15 protein-coding genes are annotated in these 17,154 nt (G+C 37.2%); 7 read left to right on the plus strand and 8 right to left on the minus strand.

The genetic code is table 11. The features are described from left to right. The first annotated feature begins 35 nt into the window (after positions 1-35). Entirely contained in the window at positions 36-497 is a 462-nt protein-coding gene (locus DEU40_RS17905) for an Lrp/AsnC family transcriptional regulator (RefSeq protein WP_002980286.1), read from the plus strand. A gap of 450 nt (positions 498-947) precedes the next feature. Here the strand turns inward: DEU40_RS17905 and argH are convergent, their stop codons facing one another. From argH to DEU40_RS17945, 8 genes are all read right to left on the minus strand, one after another. Beyond that, positions 948-2,252 carry an argininosuccinate lyase gene (gene argH, locus DEU40_RS17910; RefSeq protein WP_110011105.1) on the minus strand — a complete coding sequence of 435 codons (1,305 nt, stop codon included), beginning with the start codon at positions 2,250-2,252 and terminating at the stop codon, positions 948-950. 253 nt (positions 2,253-2,505) lie between these two features. Next, positions 2,506-3,588 (minus strand): M20 family metallo-hydrolase, encoded by a 1,083-nt coding sequence (locus DEU40_RS17915; protein WP_110011106.1) that lies wholly within the window; start codon positions 3,586-3,588, stop codon positions 2,506-2,508. Then, positions 3,563-4,357: an acetylglutamate kinase gene (gene argB, locus DEU40_RS17920; RefSeq protein ID WP_110011107.1), complete on the minus strand. Its 795-nt coding sequence runs from the start codon at positions 4,355-4,357 to the stop codon at positions 3,563-3,565. The genes DEU40_RS17915 and argB overlap by 26 nt, the downstream gene beginning before the upstream one ends. A 68-nt stretch (positions 4,358-4,425) precedes the next feature. Continuing rightward, positions 4,426-5,382, minus strand: coding sequence for an N-acetylornithine carbamoyltransferase (locus DEU40_RS17925; protein ID WP_110011108.1), 957 nt, complete (start codon positions 5,380-5,382; stop codon positions 4,426-4,428). Positions 5,383-5,622: 240 nt separating this feature from the next. Further along, a complete protein-coding gene (locus tag DEU40_RS17930) occupies positions 5,623-6,762 on the minus strand; it encodes an aspartate aminotransferase family protein (protein WP_110011109.1) in 1,140 nt (379 codons plus the stop codon). A gap of 260 nt (positions 6,763-7,022) precedes the next feature. Further along, a complete protein-coding gene (gene argC, locus DEU40_RS17935; protein WP_110011142.1) occupies positions 7,023-7,988 on the minus strand; it encodes an N-acetyl-gamma-glutamyl-phosphate reductase in 966 nt (321 codons plus the stop codon). Between the two features lie 51 nt (positions 7,989-8,039). Next, positions 8,040-9,236 carry an argininosuccinate synthase gene (gene argG, locus DEU40_RS17940; protein WP_110011110.1) on the minus strand — a complete coding sequence of 399 codons (1,197 nt, stop codon included), beginning with the start codon at positions 9,234-9,236 and terminating at the stop codon, positions 8,040-8,042. Next, a complete protein-coding gene (locus DEU40_RS17945; protein ID WP_110011111.1) occupies positions 9,208-9,873 on the minus strand; it encodes a GNAT family N-acetyltransferase in 666 nt (221 codons plus the stop codon). Before DEU40_RS17945 ends, argG begins: the two co-directional genes overlap by 29 nt. A 160-nt stretch (positions 9,874-10,033) precedes the next feature. On the opposite strand from DEU40_RS17945, the gene DEU40_RS17950 reads away from it, so the two are divergent. The 6 genes from DEU40_RS17950 (at position 10,034) to DEU40_RS17975 (ending at position 17,151) form a co-directional block, all read left to right on the plus strand. Next, entirely contained in the window at positions 10,034-10,450 is a 417-nt protein-coding gene (locus DEU40_RS17950; RefSeq protein ID WP_110011112.1) for a helix-turn-helix domain-containing protein, read from the plus strand. A 333-nt stretch (positions 10,451-10,783) separates the two neighbouring features. Further along, positions 10,784-12,163 carry a porin gene (locus tag DEU40_RS17955; RefSeq protein WP_110011113.1) on the plus strand — a complete coding sequence of 460 codons (1,380 nt, stop codon included), beginning with the start codon at positions 10,784-10,786 and terminating at the stop codon, positions 12,161-12,163. A gap of 184 nt (positions 12,164-12,347) precedes the next feature. Next, entirely contained in the window at positions 12,348-13,928 is a 1,581-nt protein-coding gene (locus DEU40_RS17960; RefSeq protein ID WP_110011114.1) for an MFS transporter, read from the plus strand. 43 nt (positions 13,929-13,971) lie between these two features. Further along, positions 13,972-14,199 (plus strand): DUF6814 family protein, encoded by a 228-nt coding sequence (locus DEU40_RS17965; RefSeq protein WP_062670707.1) that lies wholly within the window; start codon positions 13,972-13,974, stop codon positions 14,197-14,199. 62 nt (positions 14,200-14,261) lie between these two features. Further along, the gene (locus tag DEU40_RS17970) at positions 14,262-14,456 is read left to right on the plus strand and encodes a hypothetical protein (protein WP_110011115.1); all 195 of its coding nucleotides are present in this window, start codon (positions 14,262-14,264) and stop codon (positions 14,454-14,456) included. Continuing rightward, on the plus strand, positions 14,449-17,151 hold the full coding sequence (locus DEU40_RS17975; protein ID WP_410493757.1) for an ATP-binding protein: 2,703 nt from the start codon (positions 14,449-14,451) through the stop codon (positions 17,149-17,151). The genes DEU40_RS17970 and DEU40_RS17975 overlap by 8 nt, the downstream gene beginning before the upstream one ends. Positions 17,152-17,154: the final 3 nt, after the last annotated feature.

A 17,154-nucleotide genomic window follows, 5' to 3' on the forward strand; every position in this document is an offset into this window, starting at 1 on the left:
AAATTAATATTTTTGTTAACACTCAAATTTATTCTATGGATTTAAAAGACAAAATGATTCTCAGCATTATTCAGGAAGACTCTACGCTATCGGTTAAAGAAATTTCCGAAAAGATAGGTCTTACCTTTACTCCTACGTATGAGCGAATCAAACAACTGGAGAAGCAGGGGATCATTCAGAAGTATGTGGGACTTTTAAACCGTGAAAAACTGGGTTTAAATATTGTAGTCTATTGTAATGTCCGTCTAAAGGAACAATCCAAGAAAGTTTTGGAAACTTTTGAGAACCATATCGGAAAATATGATGAAGTACAGGAAATCATCAGCCTTTCCGGAGAGTACGACTATATGTTGAAGATTATTGCCAAGGACATCAATTCTTATAACGAATTTGCGGTTAATGTTATTTCAAACATTCCCAATATCGGGCAGTACCACAGTTCCATTGTCCTTCACGAGGTAAAAAAATCTACCAAATTCAAAATTGATCTGGAATAATCCTTCTATTTTAAACTCATTATTTATTTCTATTTCACTTGCTGAAAATCTTTGGACTTTTTTGCGTCTTAAAAGTAATATTTATCATACAATTCCTTGCGCCTTTGCGTATACCAACATTTTTCGATTTTTATAATCTCTTATTTTGTTAGAAAACGCAAAGGCGCAAAAGAAATTGAAAACTTTATGCTGTAAGGCGCAAAGATTTTATCTTCGATAAAATTTTATGCAGCAGATTTCCTTAATTAACCTTGAAATCTTCAACTACCTTAATGGCTCAATTTATCAATCATCAAATTCAAAGAGCAGAGTAAAATCCAACCATTAAGATCACTTAAGCAGATAAGATTTAAGATTAAGGCTTCCACAACGAAAAGACAGCAGGCTAAAATAATTTTAGAAATTCTACTGATTTTTGCCTAAGTTTTGATGACCTTAATGGCTTAGATTCTAACCCAATAATTTATTTTTCAGTTTATTGAACTGATATTCTATTTTATCCAGACAAAGATTTCCTATACTTCCCTGATGGGTATGTTCAAGGTTGCCGGGTTCAAATTCAAACGTATTATTTTCAATCTCCTGTCCTACTTTTACATAAGCATCACGGAAAGAACTTCCGCTTTTCACCTCTTCATTGATCTTTTCCACACTGAAAAGGTATTTGTATTTCTCGTCTTCCAGAATCCCATCTTTCACCTTAATATTCGGTAAAGTATAGCTTAAAATTTCCAGACATTCCTTTAAAGAATCTATCGCAGGGAAAAGAATTTCTTTTGTCAGCTGTACATCTCTGTGATATCCTGAAGGCAGATTGCTTGTTAGAAGGATCAGTTCGTTTGGAAGGGACTGAATTCTGTTGCATCGTGCACGAACCAGCTCAAAGATATCCGGATTTTTTTTGTGTGGCATGATACTGCTTCCCGTAGTAAATTCTTTTGGAAAGCTGATAAAATCAAAGTTCTGGCTCAGATAAAGACATACATCATAAGCGAACTTGCCAAGCGTTCCCGCTAAAGTGGCCATCGCCATGGCCAGCATTTTTTCTGACTTTCCACGGGTCATCTGAGCGTACACAGAATTGTAATTCATGGACTGGAAGCCTAAGTTATAGGTGGTACTTTCACGATTGATCGGAAAAGACGAACCATAACCGGCAGCTGATCCCAGTGGATTTTTATTAATGATATTCTTCACTGAAAACAGCATTTCAACATCATCCAAAAGCGCTTCTGCATAAGCTCCGAACCACAATCCAAATGATGAAGGCATCGCAATCTGGAAATGGGTGTATCCCGGAAGCAGAACATTTTTATGCTGATCTGCCAGCTGAATTAAAATCTGAAAAAACTCGTCTGTAAGGGCTGTAATTTCACGGATTTCATCCAATAAATACAATTTGATATCCAGTAAAACCTGATCATTTCTTGATCGTGCCGTATGGATTTTCTTTCCCGTATCTCCTAATTCTTCAATCAGGATCGCTTCTACCTGAGAATGGATATCCTCAGCTTCTTTATCAATTTCAAAAGTCCCATCCTCAATTTGATTTAAAATACTATTTAAAACAGATAACATCTGCTCTGATTCTTCTTTTGTAATAATGCCGGTTTCTGCCAGCATTTTACAATGTGCCATAGAACCTTTAACGTCATATTTGGCTAAACGCTCGTCGAAGTCAAGATCTTTACCTACTGTAAATTGATTGACTAATATATTGGTGGCAAGGTCATCCTTCTGCCATATTTTTTTCATGATAATATTTGATTTAAATATTTGTTGGTTTTGACATGCCCGGCAAGGCAATCCTTATTACTAATAACTATAAAAAAACATTTCCTTATGTAAAGCTTTCATTTTTAATTTCTTTTTGCATAAATCTTATTAAAAACTGAACTTCTAGAGCCCGCCGGACGGAGTCAAAACATATATTGAGCTGGAAGCCTGAGGCTGGAGGCAGGAAGCTATACTGCAATAACTTCCCTCTTCCTACACCCATCTTCCATTTTTATAACACTTTTTCTAAAATGCTGATGTAGATTTCTATTCCTTCTTCTATTTCATGGATATAGATAAATTCATCTGCTGTGTGAGAGCGCCTGCTGTCTCCAGGACCTATTTTCACTGATGTGCATGGAATAATCGCCTGATCTGAGGAAGTAGGTGAACCGTAGGTTGTCCTTCCGATTTCAATTCCTGCTTTTACAAACGGATGATCCATTTCGATCCTGGAGGAATTCAGCCTGAACGATCTTGCCGTTAATGTAGATTTCATCTGAGACTGGATGATTTCAAATGCTTCCTGATTGGAATATTCATCCGTTACCCTCACATCCAATGTAAAATTGCACGATTCCGGAACCACATTATGCTGTACTCCTGCATGGATTCCTGATAAAGTAACTTTAACTTCGCCCAGATATTCTGAAACCTTCGGAAATTTAAAGGAAAGAATATTCTGCAGATCCTGCATACATTTTACAATTGAGTTATCATCATTAGGATGAGCGGCGTGAGAAGGAGTACCTTTCATTTCTCCATCAATCACAAGAAGTCCTTTTTCTGCAATCGCCAGGTTCATCTGCGTGGGTTCTCCTACAATGGCGAGTTCTACGTTGGGTAGCTGCGGAAATAAGGCTTCGATTCCATCAAATCCTGAAATCTCCTCCTCTGCCGTCAAAGCAATAACTAAATTATATTTTAAATCTTCTTTATCATAAAAATGTAAAAAAACCTGTGCCATAGAAACCAGAGAAGCTCCTGCATCATTGCTTCCCAATCCGAACAGTTTACCTTCTTTTTCGATCGGTACAAACGGATCAAGTGTATAAGCTTTATTAGGCTTTACCGTATCGTGATGGGTATTCAGTAAAACGGAAGGCTTAAACACATCAAAGTGTTTGTTCACCGCCCAGATATTGTTTTTAAAACGTTTGGTAGGAATCTGATGTTTTTTGAAAAAATTTTCAATCTCTACCGACGTATTGAATTCATCTTTACTGAATGAAGGAATCTCAATCAAATTTTTAAGCAATCCGACCGCGTTATTCAACAGTTCTTCTTTATTATAAACAGATTTCAGTTCCTGCATGATGATTTTCTATATGGTTTTTCAGTTCTGTTTCTTTAATTAGAAACACTTTATTTACATTATTTTTTATCGCTCCAAGAGCATTTTCAAGTTTGGGTAAAATCCCTTTATGAAGTTTTCCTTCTTCTTTTAATACCGTGAATTCTTCTTCATTGACAGTTTTGATCACAGATTCCGGATCGTTTACATCTTCTAAAACACCCTCTTTATCAAAACAATACAACAGTTCAACTTCATATTTCTCAGACAAAGCCTGAGCCATCACAGAGGCAATGGTATCAGCATTGGTGTTGAAAAGATTTCCTTTTCTGTCGTGGGTAATCGCAGAAAACACAGGAACAAGATCCAGCTTGATTAATTTTGATACCAGCTTTCTGTTCACACTTTTTTTTGTAATATCCCCCACAAATCCAAAATCGATTTCAGGATGTTCTCTTTTCTTAGCTTTAATTAAATTTCCGTCTGCCCCCGAGAATCCTATAGCATTGCATTTTTTCTGCTGCAGCTTTTCAACAATATTTTTATTAATTCCTCCCGCATACACCATCGTTACAATGTCCAAAGTTTCTTTATCCGTAATCCTCCTGCCATTGATCATTTTCTGCTCAATGCCCAGTTTATCAGCCAGCGTTGTTGCCAACTTGCCCCCGCCATGAACAAGGATTTTCTTTTCAGTAATTTCAGAAAACTGTTCTAAGAATTGGTTTAATAATTCCTTATCATCTATTAAAGCTCCGCCAATTTTTATGATGTATAACTTTTCTTTCATTGTAAACATTTTGGGATACTTGATCTTTTCTATCCTTGTCAAGGTTTTGAACCTTGACAAGGATTATTTTAAGCTTTTAATTCATCTAAAATTTCACTGAATACGGCTTGTGCTGAGAAAATCCGGTTTTTTGCCTGCTGATATATGATAGAATGATCTCCATCCATCACCTCATCACTCAATTCTACATTACGGCGAACCGGAAGGCAGTGCATTACTTTCGCATTATTGGTATTGGCTAATTTTTCATTCGTGAGCATCCAGTTTCCCTTCACTTCTGGCATTGCAGCATAATCATCAAAAGAAGACCAGTTTTTTACATAGATGAAGTCTGCATCTTTCAATGCTTCATCCTGATCATGGATTACTTTCACATCTTTTGTGAAGTTTTTATCTAAATCATACCCTTCAGGATTAGCAATCACCAATTCCACATCCATTTCCTGCATCCATTCTGCGAAAGAATTTCCAACGGCATGAGCAATAGGTTTGATATGCGGTGCCCAGGTCAATACCACTTTTGGTTTATGGTCTTTTTTCCAATTTTCTGTAATGGTGATGCAGTCTGCTAAACTTTGTAATGGATGGCGGGTAGCTGACTCCAGAGAAATAACAGGTACTTTTGCATGCTTTTCAAACTGGCTTAGGATGCTTTCATTCACATCATCTTCCTTACTTTTCATTCCTGCAAAGCAACGTACCGCAATGATATCACAATATTGATTTAACACTTCAATAGCATCTTTGATATGTTCTACCGTGTCTCCGTTCATCACCGCTCCATCAGCAAATTCAAGATTCCAGGCTTCCTGTGCTGCGTTTAATGTCAATACATTCAACCCAAGATTCTGAGCTGCAATCTGACTGCTCAGACGGGTTCTTAAACTTGAGTTTAAAAATACAAGTCCGATTGTTTTTCCCTTTCCTTTTTGTGTTTCAGTAAGGGGATCTGCTTTTATCTGTAAAGCTTTTTTTATGATTTCCTGTAAGTTTTCTACATCACTTACAGAGGTAAATTTTTTCATTTTGAATTGATTTTAAAGATTGTGTTTACACATTGATTGTTGATCTAACCACAAAAGGCACAAAAGTTTTTACTAAAACACTTTAGAACACTTAAGTTTTAAAAGTTGATTATTTTGAAAATATATAAACTCACATAGGAAGAAAATCAAAGATTTTCGAAAACTTAAGTGCACTTCTTAAGCCTTTAGTATTTTCTTAAAATCACTTAAGTGTTTAAATTCTTTTGTGACTTTTATGGTTTAAATATTTCCAAGCACTGCTTTCAAAGCATTGATGAAAAGATCCGTTTCCTCTTTTTTGATATTCAGTGCCGGAAGAATCCTCAACACGGTTTTATCATTAGAGTTTCCTGTGAAAATATGATGATCAAAAAGGAGCTCTTTCCTTACTTCTGAACAGTCTCTGTCGAGTTCTATTCCAATCATCAATCCTTTCCTTCGGATGGATTTAATATGTGGCAAATCTTTAATTTCATTTTCAATATACTCACCCATCTGTTGTGCATTTTCAAGAAGATTTTCATCTTTCATGACATCCAGCACAGCAATAGAAGCGGCACAGGCAAGGTGGTTTCCTCCAAATGTCGTTCCCAGCAAACCGTTGCTTGCCTCGAATTTAGGATGGATTAAAACTCCGCCCACAGGGAAACCATTTCCCATTCCTTTTGCCGTTGTAATAATATCTGCCTCTACACCAAATTCCTGATGGGCAAAGAAATATCCGCTTCTCCCATACCCGGACTGCACTTCATCCAAAATAAGAACAGTATCATATTTTTCACATAATTCTTTGATTTTAGATAAAAATTCCGGTGTTGGAATCATAATTCCTCCTACTCCCTGAATTCCTTCGATGATTACAGATGAAATTTCATTTCCAAATTTTTCAAAGGTTTCTTCAAGCTCTTGTATATCATTCCATTCTGATTTGATAAATCTTTCAGAAAAATTAACAGGAGCTACAATTTTCGGATTATCAGTCACTGAAACCGCTGCAGAAGTTCTGCCGTGAAATGAGCCTGAAAAGTAAAGCACTTTGCTTTTCCCGTTATGAAAAGAAGCCAGCTTCAATGCATTCTCATTCGCTTCTGCTCCGGAATTACACAGGAAAAGGTTATAATCTTCATACCCTGAAAGTTCACCCAGTTTTTCTGCTAACTCCGTCTGCAATTCATTCTGAACAGAATTGGAATAGAAGGAAATTTTTTCAAGCTGATCTTTCAGTTTATTCTGATAGTGTGGATGGTTGTGACCGATAGAAATTACAGCATGACCTCCATAAAAATCAAGATATTGTTCTCCCTTATCGTCCCAAAGAAAGGATCCCTGAGCTTTTACCGGATTGATGTTGAATAATGGATATACGTTGAATAAATTCATTTTTTTATTTTTTATTTTTCTTTTGCCTTAAAACAAAAGAAACAAAAGTTCAAGACCTGGAAACTTCCGCTAAAAATTAGTTCTCTTCACTAAAAATTCTAAAACTTGTGCGAAATCCGAATTGGCTCTTCGGTTCTCTATTTTCCTCGCACTTTGAACAGTAGAATTTTCTTAACGTTCATAGAATTAATTTTCTTAACGCTCCATTTTCCTAAGTCGGATTTACTTTCTGTTAAAATTCTCAATTACTTACCGTCAATTTAAAATGCTATCGGTTTCAGGTTCAGTCCTGCATTTTCTTCCCAGTTCATAGCCAGATTCATATTCTGTACGGCCTGCCCCGAAGCACCTTTTAACAAATTGTCAATCGCTGAGTGAATAACGACTACATTTCCACTCTTTTCGATTTGAATCACACAGCGATTGGTATTGACAACCTGCTTTAAATCAACTGCCTTCCTGCTTACTGTAACAAAAGGCTCCTCTGCATAAAAATCCTGATACAACTGTTCTATTTCCTCCAGCTCCAGCTCCGTTTTCATGGTGGAACTTGTAAAAATCCCTCTTGCAAAATCTCCTCTCCAAGGAACAAAGTTCAGGTTTATTTCTTTATTATTGAATGCAATCAGCTGCTTCAAAATCTCATCCACATGTTGATGAGTTAATGTTTTATAGGCTGAAACATTATCATTTCTCCAGGTAAAATGAGTCGTTGCCTGCAGAGACTGCCCGGCTCCCGTAGAACCCGTAATCCCTGTGGTAAAGGCCTCATTCAACACTCCTTTTTCCGCCAATGGCAGCAAAGCCAATTGAATGGCCGTAGCAAAACATCCCGGGTTCGCAATACTTTTAGCACCTACTAGTTGTTTTTTATTAATTTCAGGTAATCCGTAGATAAAATCTCTGCTTCCGAAATTTCCTTCCAGACGGAAGTCATTTCCAAGATCAATCACCAGCGTTTCATCTTTGACAGGGTTCTGCGTTAACCAGTTTTGACTTTCTTTATGCGGAAGACACAGAAAAAGAATATCTACGTCTTCAGATTTATCCGTCAAAACCATTTCACAAACCGTCGTTAAATCCGGGTACAGATCAGAAATACGTGTTCCCGAATTCGAACGACTATATAAAAAACTCAATGTCACATGGGGATGAAAAGCCAGTAAGCGTATCAGCTCGCTTCCTGTATAACCGTTGGCACCAATTATTCCTACTGTTTTCTTCATTTTGATTCTGACAGAATATGTTCTGCCTTTCATTAAATCGTCCCTTCGGAACTAGTTGATATTCTGATTAATCTGGTGATATATATTGAGAGAATTGCTTACAATCTTAGTATATCCTTTCACGTCATCGCCTGTCCATGCTCTGTTCGCTTCTCCATAGCTTCCGAATTTGTCGGACATCAGATCATGAGCAGATTCAATTCCATTCAAAATAAATCTGTAAGGATGAAGAGTTACAAATACTTTCCCGGTTACTGTTTTCTGAGAATCTGTCAGGAAAGATTCAATATTTCTCATGACAGGATCTAAGAAAAGTGCTTCATGAAGCCAGTTCCCATACCAGTCGGATAACTGCGACTTCATCATTTGCTGATATTTTGAAAGCGTATGTTTTTCCAATAAATGATGCGCTTTGATAATCACCGATGCTGCAGCTGCTTCAAACCCCACACGTCCTTTAATCCCAACAATAGTATCACCTACATGGATATCACGGCCAATTCCATATGCTGAAGCTAATTCTTCTATTTTTTGAATGGCGTATACAGAGTGGTCAAAGTTTTCTCCATTGACAGCTATAACCTCTCCGTTTTTAAACTCAATTTCAAGTTCTGAAGGCTGAGTTTCTTTAATCTGGGATGGAAAAGCTTCTTCCGGCAGGTAATTTCTTGAAGTTAAAGTTTCTTTACCGCCTACTGAAGTTCCCCAAAGTCCTTTATTAACAGAATATTGCGCTTTCTGGAATTCCATTTCGTAACCGTGTTCTTTCAAAAACTCAATTTCTTCCTCACGGGACAAAGCCATATCACGGATAGGTGTAATGATTTCGATATTCGGACACATTACCTGGAAGATGAGATCAAAACGAACCTGGTCATTCCCAGCTCCTGTACTTCCGTGAGCAATAGCATCTGCCTGTACTTCAATGGCATATTTTGCAATTTCCTGCGCCTGAATAGTACGCTCAGCACTTACAGAAAGCGGATACGTATTATTTTTCAATACATTCCCGAAAATCAAATATTTCACACATGAATTATAGTAATCTTCCTGAGCGTCTACGCACCTGTACTCTTTTACTCCAAGGTTTAAGGCTTTTCTTTCCAATTCTTTTTCTTCTTCTTTTGAAAAACCTCCGGTATTTACAGTAACAGCATACACATCATATCCCAGTGTTTCACTAAGATATTTAGCACAATAGGAAGTATCTAAACCTCCGCTAAACGCTAAGATGACTTTCTTTTTCATCTGGACTCTTTTTATTTTTATTAATGGTCACATGGAATTCATCAAAATCTTTCTGAAGCATTCCATCATATTTATTTTCAGGCAGATTATTCACTACCTCTTCTTTTTTTTTATCGTTTTCTGGAACAAATAACATGGCTGTACACAGACAATTTTTACGTTCCTTCATCATTAAAATCTCATAGTTCACGCAGTTTTTGCAGCCGTTCCAGAATTCTTCATCCTGAGTCAGTTCAGAATAGATCACGGGTTTATATCCCAAATCACTATTGATTTTCATCACTGCCAAACCTGTTGTTAATCCAAATACTTTCGCATCCGGATATTTATCTCTAGATAACTGGAAAACTTTCTTCTTGATCTGAGTCGCTACTCCCCCGTTCCTGAATTTCGGTGATACAATCAGCCCTGAATTGGCCACAAACTTCCCGTGCGACCAGGTCTCTATATAACAGAAACCTACCCACTCACCGTTTTCAGTGGCTACCACAGCATTGCCCTCTGAAATCTTCTTACTCAAATATTCTATGGAACGTTTTGCGATACCCGTTCCTCTACGCTGTGCAGAATCGTACATTTCCTGCTGTATTTCACTCACATACATTAGATGTTCGCATGAGGAAATTTCTATTTCCATTTATTTATCTAAATTTTTTGGCAAATTTAAAATATAATTTCTTTTAAATCCAAATAAAAAAGATATTTTTTTTGTTTTAAAATTTTAAACAGGTAAAATTATCTTTATTGAAAAATATACATTTGCTAATTTATTATATATTTGCTAAAATAATATAGTTATGGAAAATACCTGTTCTAAATGCAAGAGTATCAAAGTAGTAAAAAGCGGCATTATCAACAATAAACAGCGCTTCCACTGCAAAGACTGCAATTATTATTTTACCGTTAAAAAACTGGGAAAACAAATTGACGATTACTACGTAACCAAAGCCCTTCAGCTTTATCTGGAAGGTTTAAGTTACCGTGAAATTGAAAGAATCATCGGTGTTTCCCATGTTACCATAAGCTCATGGATTAAAAAATACAATATCACAAGACCTCCCCATTCTGAATTCCATCCTGTTTATAAAATATTAAAACAAAGCGAACTGATTGAGTATATCGCTCAGGAAGAGAATATTAAAAACTCAGGAATTATCATCACACAATTTGCCGATAAGTATATGCTGATTAAGTGGGAACGGTTTAAGAAGTAATGCGAGGTGCGGGATGCGGGGTTTCGGGTTTCGGGATGCGAGTTACTAGGTTTAAAAACCGAGGTGAAAATACTCTTGCAAAAAACTGTATATCAAATCTTTAAAAATTATATTTTTAAAATCTCGAACCCAAAATCTCGAACCTCGAACCTCGAACCCCACATCCCGGAATCACAAACCCCCGAAACCCGAAACCCGAATTCCTCACCTCAAAACTCAAAGCTCCGCCAACATTAACTATACTATTACCACTAATATATATTAAATTTTCATAAATAAATTATTAATTACAATTTGGCATTCACAAAAAAAAACGCCAAAAATTGATAATTTATGAAGAAATTACTTACATTCATTGGATTAGCTTTAATCAGTAGTTCCTTATACTCACAAGGTTCTCCCGATTATGGCAGTGGCTTAAAACTTAACCTCAATCAAAACGGGGATAAATTCGTCAGATTTATTTTATGGGACCAGTTTTGGGTAAGAAATACGTCTATGAACCCCGGAACCATGGTAGGCGGTGAACCTGCTGACAACTCATGGAGCCTGGGAAACAGAAGGTTACGTGCATTAACGTACGCACAGATTTCTAAGAGATATATGATCCTACTCCATTTCGGAATTAATAATCAGACTTTCATCAATGGCGGCGCTTCAGGCACCTCAGGAACAGGAGGTTATGGAAACGGAAAGAAAACCCAGCTGTTCTTTCATGATGCCTGGAACGAATATGCAGTTATTTTACCTGGAGAAGCGGGAAAATTCAGTTTAACTTTAGGGGCCGGGCTTCACTATTATATGGGACTATCCCGTATGACCATGGCTTCCACGCTTAACTTCCTTACATTAGATTCTCCTGTTTTCTCATGGCCTTTGATTGATAATTCAGATCAGTTTGCAAGACAGCTTGGAATGTTTGCTAAAGGAAAGTACGGAAAACTGGAATATCGTTTCAGTTTAAATAAACCTTTCGCCACAGATTTTGTTCCTGTGAATGTAACAGATCCTTCAAAAGCAGTCGCTGTTGACAATAACGGAAATCCCAGTTTTTCAAAAGCAGGATATGTTGAATATCAATTCCTTGATGAAGAATCCAACACCCTTCCTTTCAAAGTGGGATCTTACCTTGGAACAAAGAAAGTTTTCAATGTAGGCGCAGGTTTTTATCATCAAGCTGACGGAACAAGAACTTCTGTCAATTCAAACATTGAAAAACATGATATTACCCTTTTTGCTGTAGATGCGTTTGCAGATATTCCTTTGGGTGAGGCAAAAAATAAAATGGCCGTTTCTGCCTATGCCGGATATTATAATTACAATTTCGGACCGAACTATGTAAGAAATCTGGGAACGATGAATATTGGCGCCTCTGATCCTAATTTTATAGGGAATAAAGCCATTGCAGGGCCAGGAAATCTGCAGCCAACCATCGGAACAGGTAATATTATCTACGCTCAGGCGGGTTTACTATTACCAAGTCAGGCAGAAAAGCCAAAGATCAGAATACAGCCTTTTGCAGCTTATACCCACAAAAACTTTGAGGCTTTCGATAAATCTTCATCACAGTTTGATGTAGGTGCCAACTGGTTCATAGACGGACATCATGCGAAAATAACAACACAATATTCAACAAGACCTGTTTACACCAATCCTACGGAAAGTCCTTCTTCTAAAGGCGAATTTATTGTGCAGTTTCAAATTTACCTGTAAAATCTGAACCATTAAGAACAGGAAGAAATTAAGATAGGTTAAGCTCCATTAAAGATGGATAAAAAGCATACCGCTGAATAAAATAGCTTCAGCTATCATCTTAATTATTCTTATCAACTTAAAATTCCTTAATGGTTTAAAACAAATTAAATTCCTATTCCACTAACATCAAAAACTAATCAATATGAGCGAAAATCATCACGAAAGCTACGAAAATATGACCGACAGGCAGAAAAACCGCACCATCTGGAGTGTGATCACTGCCTCATCTCTCGGAACATTGATAGAATGGTATGACTTCTATATCTTTGGAAGTCTGGCCGTTGTTTTAGCCACCAAATTTTTCCCTGCGGATAATCCTACTGCCGCATTTTTATCTACCCTGGCCACTTTTGCTGCCGGATTTGTAGTAAGACCTTTCGGGGCATTATTTTTCGGGAGACTGGGAGATCTTATCGGAAGAAAATATACCTTCCTGGTTACGTTACTGATTATGGGATTTTCCACTTTCCTGATCGGATGTATTCCAAGTTATGAAACCATTGGATTTCTGGCGCCGGTTTTGGTTTTAATTTTAAGATTACTTCAGGGCCTTGCTTTAGGAGGTGAATACGGAGGTGCTGCCACGTATGTCGCAGAATACGCACAACCTCATCGCCGCGGATACTGGACCTCCTGGATCCAGACTACAGCAACAGCCGGACTTTTCATTTCATTAATTGTTATTCTGATCACCAAGACCACTCTTTCTGCAGAAGAATTTGATACGTGGGGATGGAGAGTTCCATTCTGGATTTCTATTCTAATGGTTGCTGTATCTTACATCATCAGAAAGAATATGAAGGAGTCGCCTCTTTTTGCAAAAGCTAAAAGTGAGGGTAAAACATCCAAAAACCCTTTAAAGGAAAGTTTCGGAAACAAATACAATTTCAAATTTGTACTATTGGCCTTATTCGGGGCTGCGATGGGACAAGGTGTGATCTGGTATACAGGACAATTCTATGCCATGAGTTTCCTTCAAAAGGTCATGAATGTAGAATCAGCGCAGGTAGATTCATTGATGGCTACGGCTTTATTTTTAGGGACACCGTTCTTTGTATTCTTTGGATGGCTTTCTGACAAAATTGGCAGAAAAGCAGTGATGATGACCGGAATGCTGATCGCTATTTTAGCGTACAGACCTATTTACGACAGCATGTTTAAAAGTGTCAACCTCGAAAACAAAACAATTGCAGCCAATGGAATTACAGAAAAAAGAACGGCGAAAATCCACAATGATATTGCGACAGACAGCCTGGTGACTTTTCACAAAGAAACACTTTATACGGACGGAACTTTAATTAAAAAAGACAGCGTAGTTCATTGGTCTCCATCAGGAGTTGTTATGAAAGACGGAAAACTGGAGGAAGCCAAAGTTTCTCAAAGTTTAAAATTAGGTGACAACACCAAATGGTATCTGGTATTCCTTGTTTTCATCCAGGTGATTTTTGTAACAATGGTTTACGGCCCTATCGCTGCTTTTCTCGTTGAAATGTTCCCTGTGAGAATTCGTTACACCTCAATGTCATTACCTTATCACATTGGAAACGGGGTATTTGGAGGACTTCTTCCGGCGGTAGCCACTTATCTGGTAACTACAGGAAAAGAAGCAGGACATGCAACATGGTATCTGGAAGGACTCTGGTACCCGATTGGAGTCGCTGCCGTATGTTTGGTCATCGGATTATTTTATCTTAAAAATAAGAACAATAATCTTCACGATTAGGTACTGAATCACTCAAATTTTTATTAATTTTAAAACTACTAAAATGAACGGACTAAAAAAAATATTAGGCATTCTCTGGATCGCAATAGCAGTAATTGTGGGTTACTTCGGAATTACCGTACTGGGAATCCCGAAAATAACTTCCGGAAAACAGGAGGATCTGGTTTTTGGCATCATCATTCTTTTTGTACTGATGCCGATTATCTCAGGCGGAATGGCAGTTTTCGGTTATTACGCCTTAAAAGGAGAATATTCTGACGATAAAATTTAAAAGCAATATGGATAATTGATGAATGTAGTCATTCATCAATTATCTTTTATCAAAAATCATTTATGAAAAAAAGACACGAACAAAAACTTATCATACTGAGCGTAGGGCTTATGATTGCTTTCAGCATTCCTATTTCACTGCTTTTCAATTGTGACAGGGAAGTTTTGGGCTATCCTATGATCCTTATTTACCTGTTCGTGGTCTGGATGATTTCCATTGTGATTTCTTTTGTAATTGTAAAAAGACATGATGAGTAGTTTCGCATTATTTTTTGTCGTTCTGTTTTATCTGGCCCTCCTTTTCTTAGTTGCCTACCTGGCAGAGAAGAAAAGAAGCAAGCTTTGGATCAATAATCCATACATCTATGCTTTATCCCTTGCTGTATATTGTACCGCCTGGACGTATTATGGAAGTATCGGAGTGGCAGCGACAAGCGGATTAAACTATTTACCAATCTACATTGGACCTATTATGATTATTCCGGCATGGATCTATATCAACACCCGGATTGTAAGAATTTCAAGAGTCAACAAGATAAGCAGTTTAGCTGATTTCATTTCATTGAGATACGGGAACAGCAGAAGCCTGAGTGCCATTATCACGATAGTCTGCCTTCTTGCGATAGTTCCTTATATCGGACTTCAGATTAAAGCTATTTCTGAAACCTTTCATTTGGTAACAGAAACACCGATGTCAAAAGATATCCTGACTGATAATGCAACTTTCGTGGTAATTTTAATCGCTTTATTTTCTTCTTATTATGGAACACGATATGTGGATGCTTCAGAAAAACGGCTTGGAATTATCTCCGCCATTGCTCTGGAAAGTTTTTTAAAGCTGTTTTTCATTATCATTCTCGGATTTTTTGTTATTTATTATGTTTTTGATGGTTTCTCAGATATTTATGAGAAAGCCAGTAAATTTGAAGATTTTAAAGAAAAAAACACCTTTAACGGAATTGAAGGTGCCCTGAACTGGATGGTTCTCTGCATGATTTCTGCAACAGCGATCTGCATTCTCCCAAGACAGTTCCACACTGCCATTGTTGAAAACAGGCAGGAAAAACACATCAGAACAGCTATTTGGTTTTTTCCGCTTTACCTTCTAATCTTCACTGTATTTATTTTCCCGATTGCCTGGGGAGGAAGATTAATTTTTGACGAACAGAAAGTAAATCCCGAGTTCTACTCTATCCTGATTCCACAGCATTTCGACAATACTTTGATCACAGTATTCGTCTTTCTTGGAGGATTGAGCTCATGTATTTCCATGATCATTATCTCTGCCATTACTTTATCCATCATGCTTTCCAACAACCTCATCATTCCATACGGATTGCTGGGAAAATTAAAATCTGAAAGCGAGGAGCAAAATACAAGAATCATCACCAATATCAGGAAGTTCAGTATTTTCGCATTGATTATTATGGCTTTTGCCTTCTATAAATATTTCATTCTGAAGACCTCACTTGATTCGGTAGGATTGATCTCATTTGTCGTAATTGCACAACTGGCACCTGCATTTTTCGGAGCTTTATTCTGGAGAAGAGGAAGCTATAAAGGTGCTGTTACAGGACTTTTAGCCGGATTGGTAATCTGCTATTTCGGGCTGATTATTCCCCAGTATTATTTTTCGTACAATCAGGAATTTAAAGGGGTCTTGAGGGATATGTATAATGCTTTCGGATTTTTTACCATTCCTTATTTAGGAAGAATTCCACAGATATTTTTCTGGTCGATGCTGGTCAATACAAGCCTGTTTACCATTGTTTCCGTAAGTTCAAAAGGAAATTACCGCGAAAGAAACTTTGCTGAGCTTTACGTAGACATTGATAAGTACATTCAGAATCATGAGAATGCTTTCATTTGGCGCGGAACAGCCTACATATCTGATATTCAGAATATTCTGGAGCGTTTCTTAGGTAAGAATAAAACGGAACAGGCCTTAAGGATTTTTAATTTAAAATATAACATCGACTCCAATACTGAGACTGCCGATTCAAGGTTTATCAAATTCTCAGAAAACCTTTTGGCCGGAAGAATCGGTACAGCTTCCGCAAAAATATTAATTGAAGGAGTAACCAAAGAAGATAAAATATCTTTAAAAGAAGTTTTAAATATTCTCGAAGAATCACAGGAAAATATCAGCTTAAATAAAAAGCTTACCGAACAGTCTGCAGAACTACAGAAACTGTCTAATGATCTGAGGACTGCCAATGAAAGTCTGATTATTAAAGACCGCCAAAAAGACGATTTTCTGGATTCTGTCGCTCACGAGCTAAGAACTCCGATTACGGCCATCCGTTCAGCCGGAGAAATTTTAGCGGATGACGATGATATTCCTTTTGACATCAAACAGGAGTTTTTAAACAACATCATCACAGAATCCGACAGATTAAGCGAAATCATCAATGATATTCTTTATCTGGATAAATTGCAGCATGGTGAAATCTCTCTGCATATTCAGGAAAACAATATTGTTGACACGTATAAAAAAGCATTGAATCCGCTTCTTCACCTGATACAGCAGAAAAATATTCATTTGAGTGAAGTTAATCTCCTGAATCATTCTATATTTGAATATGATGAAGCAAGAATGATTCAGCTGTTTCAGAATATCTGGGGAAACGCCTTAAAATTTACGGAAGAACACGGCACCATTCAGACCAAATTGTTTGAAAAAGATCAGCAGCTGATCATTACCATTTTCAATACGGGAAAGCATATCCCGGAAGAGGATCTGGAAATGATTTTTGATAAATTTTATCAATCGAAAAACCAAAACATATTAAAGCCTACCGGAAGCGGACTGGGACTGGCCATTTCCAAAAAAATTGTAGAGGCACACGGAGGAAGTATAAAAGCAGAAAACAGCGGACTGGGCGTAACTTTCACCATCAACATTCCCAAAAAAACTAAAAAAGAGATTACAGATGAAGTTGAACACCATTAAAAC

It is taken from the genome of Chryseobacterium sp. AG844 (assembly GCF_003182335.1).
GTDB lineage: Bacteria > Bacteroidota > Bacteroidia > Flavobacteriales > Weeksellaceae > Chryseobacterium > Chryseobacterium cupriresistens.

Excerpts from the sequence above, each read along its gene's own strand:
- DEU40_RS17905 (WP_002980286.1), top strand. The coding sequence starts at position 36 with ATGGATTTAAAAGACAAAATGATTCTCAGCATTATTCAGGAAGACTCT.
- argH (WP_110011105.1), bottom strand. The coding sequence starts at position 2,252 with ATGAAAAAAATATGGCAGAAGGATGACCTTGCCACCAATATATTAGTC.
- DEU40_RS17915 (WP_110011106.1), bottom strand. The coding sequence starts at position 3,588 with ATGCAGGAACTGAAATCTGTTTATAATAAAGAAGAACTGTTGAATAAC.
- argB (WP_110011107.1), bottom strand. The coding sequence starts at position 4,357 with ATGAAAGAAAAGTTATACATCATAAAAATTGGCGGAGCTTTAATAGAT.
- DEU40_RS17925 (WP_110011108.1), bottom strand. The coding sequence starts at position 5,382 with ATGAAAAAATTTACCTCTGTAAGTGATGTAGAAAACTTACAGGAAATC.
- DEU40_RS17930 (WP_110011109.1), bottom strand. The coding sequence starts at position 6,762 with ATGAATTTATTCAACGTATATCCATTATTCAACATCAATCCGGTAAAA.
- argC (WP_110011142.1), bottom strand. The coding sequence starts at position 7,988 with ATGAAGAAAACAGTAGGAATAATTGGTGCCAACGGTTATACAGGAAGC.
- argG (WP_110011110.1), bottom strand. The coding sequence starts at position 9,236 with ATGAAAAAGAAAGTCATCTTAGCGTTTAGCGGAGGTTTAGATACTTCC.
- DEU40_RS17945 (WP_110011111.1), bottom strand. The coding sequence starts at position 9,873 with ATGGAAATAGAAATTTCCTCATGCGAACATCTAATGTATGTGAGTGAA.
- DEU40_RS17950 (WP_110011112.1), top strand. The coding sequence starts at position 10,034 with ATGGAAAATACCTGTTCTAAATGCAAGAGTATCAAAGTAGTAAAAAGC.
- DEU40_RS17955 (WP_110011113.1), top strand. The coding sequence starts at position 10,784 with ATGAAGAAATTACTTACATTCATTGGATTAGCTTTAATCAGTAGTTCC.
- DEU40_RS17960 (WP_110011114.1), top strand. The coding sequence starts at position 12,348 with ATGAGCGAAAATCATCACGAAAGCTACGAAAATATGACCGACAGGCAG.
- DEU40_RS17965 (WP_062670707.1), top strand. The coding sequence starts at position 13,972 with ATGAACGGACTAAAAAAAATATTAGGCATTCTCTGGATCGCAATAGCA.
- DEU40_RS17970 (WP_110011115.1), top strand. The coding sequence starts at position 14,262 with ATGAAAAAAAGACACGAACAAAAACTTATCATACTGAGCGTAGGGCTT.
- DEU40_RS17975 (WP_410493757.1), top strand. The coding sequence starts at position 14,449 with ATGAGTAGTTTCGCATTATTTTTTGTCGTTCTGTTTTATCTGGCCCTC.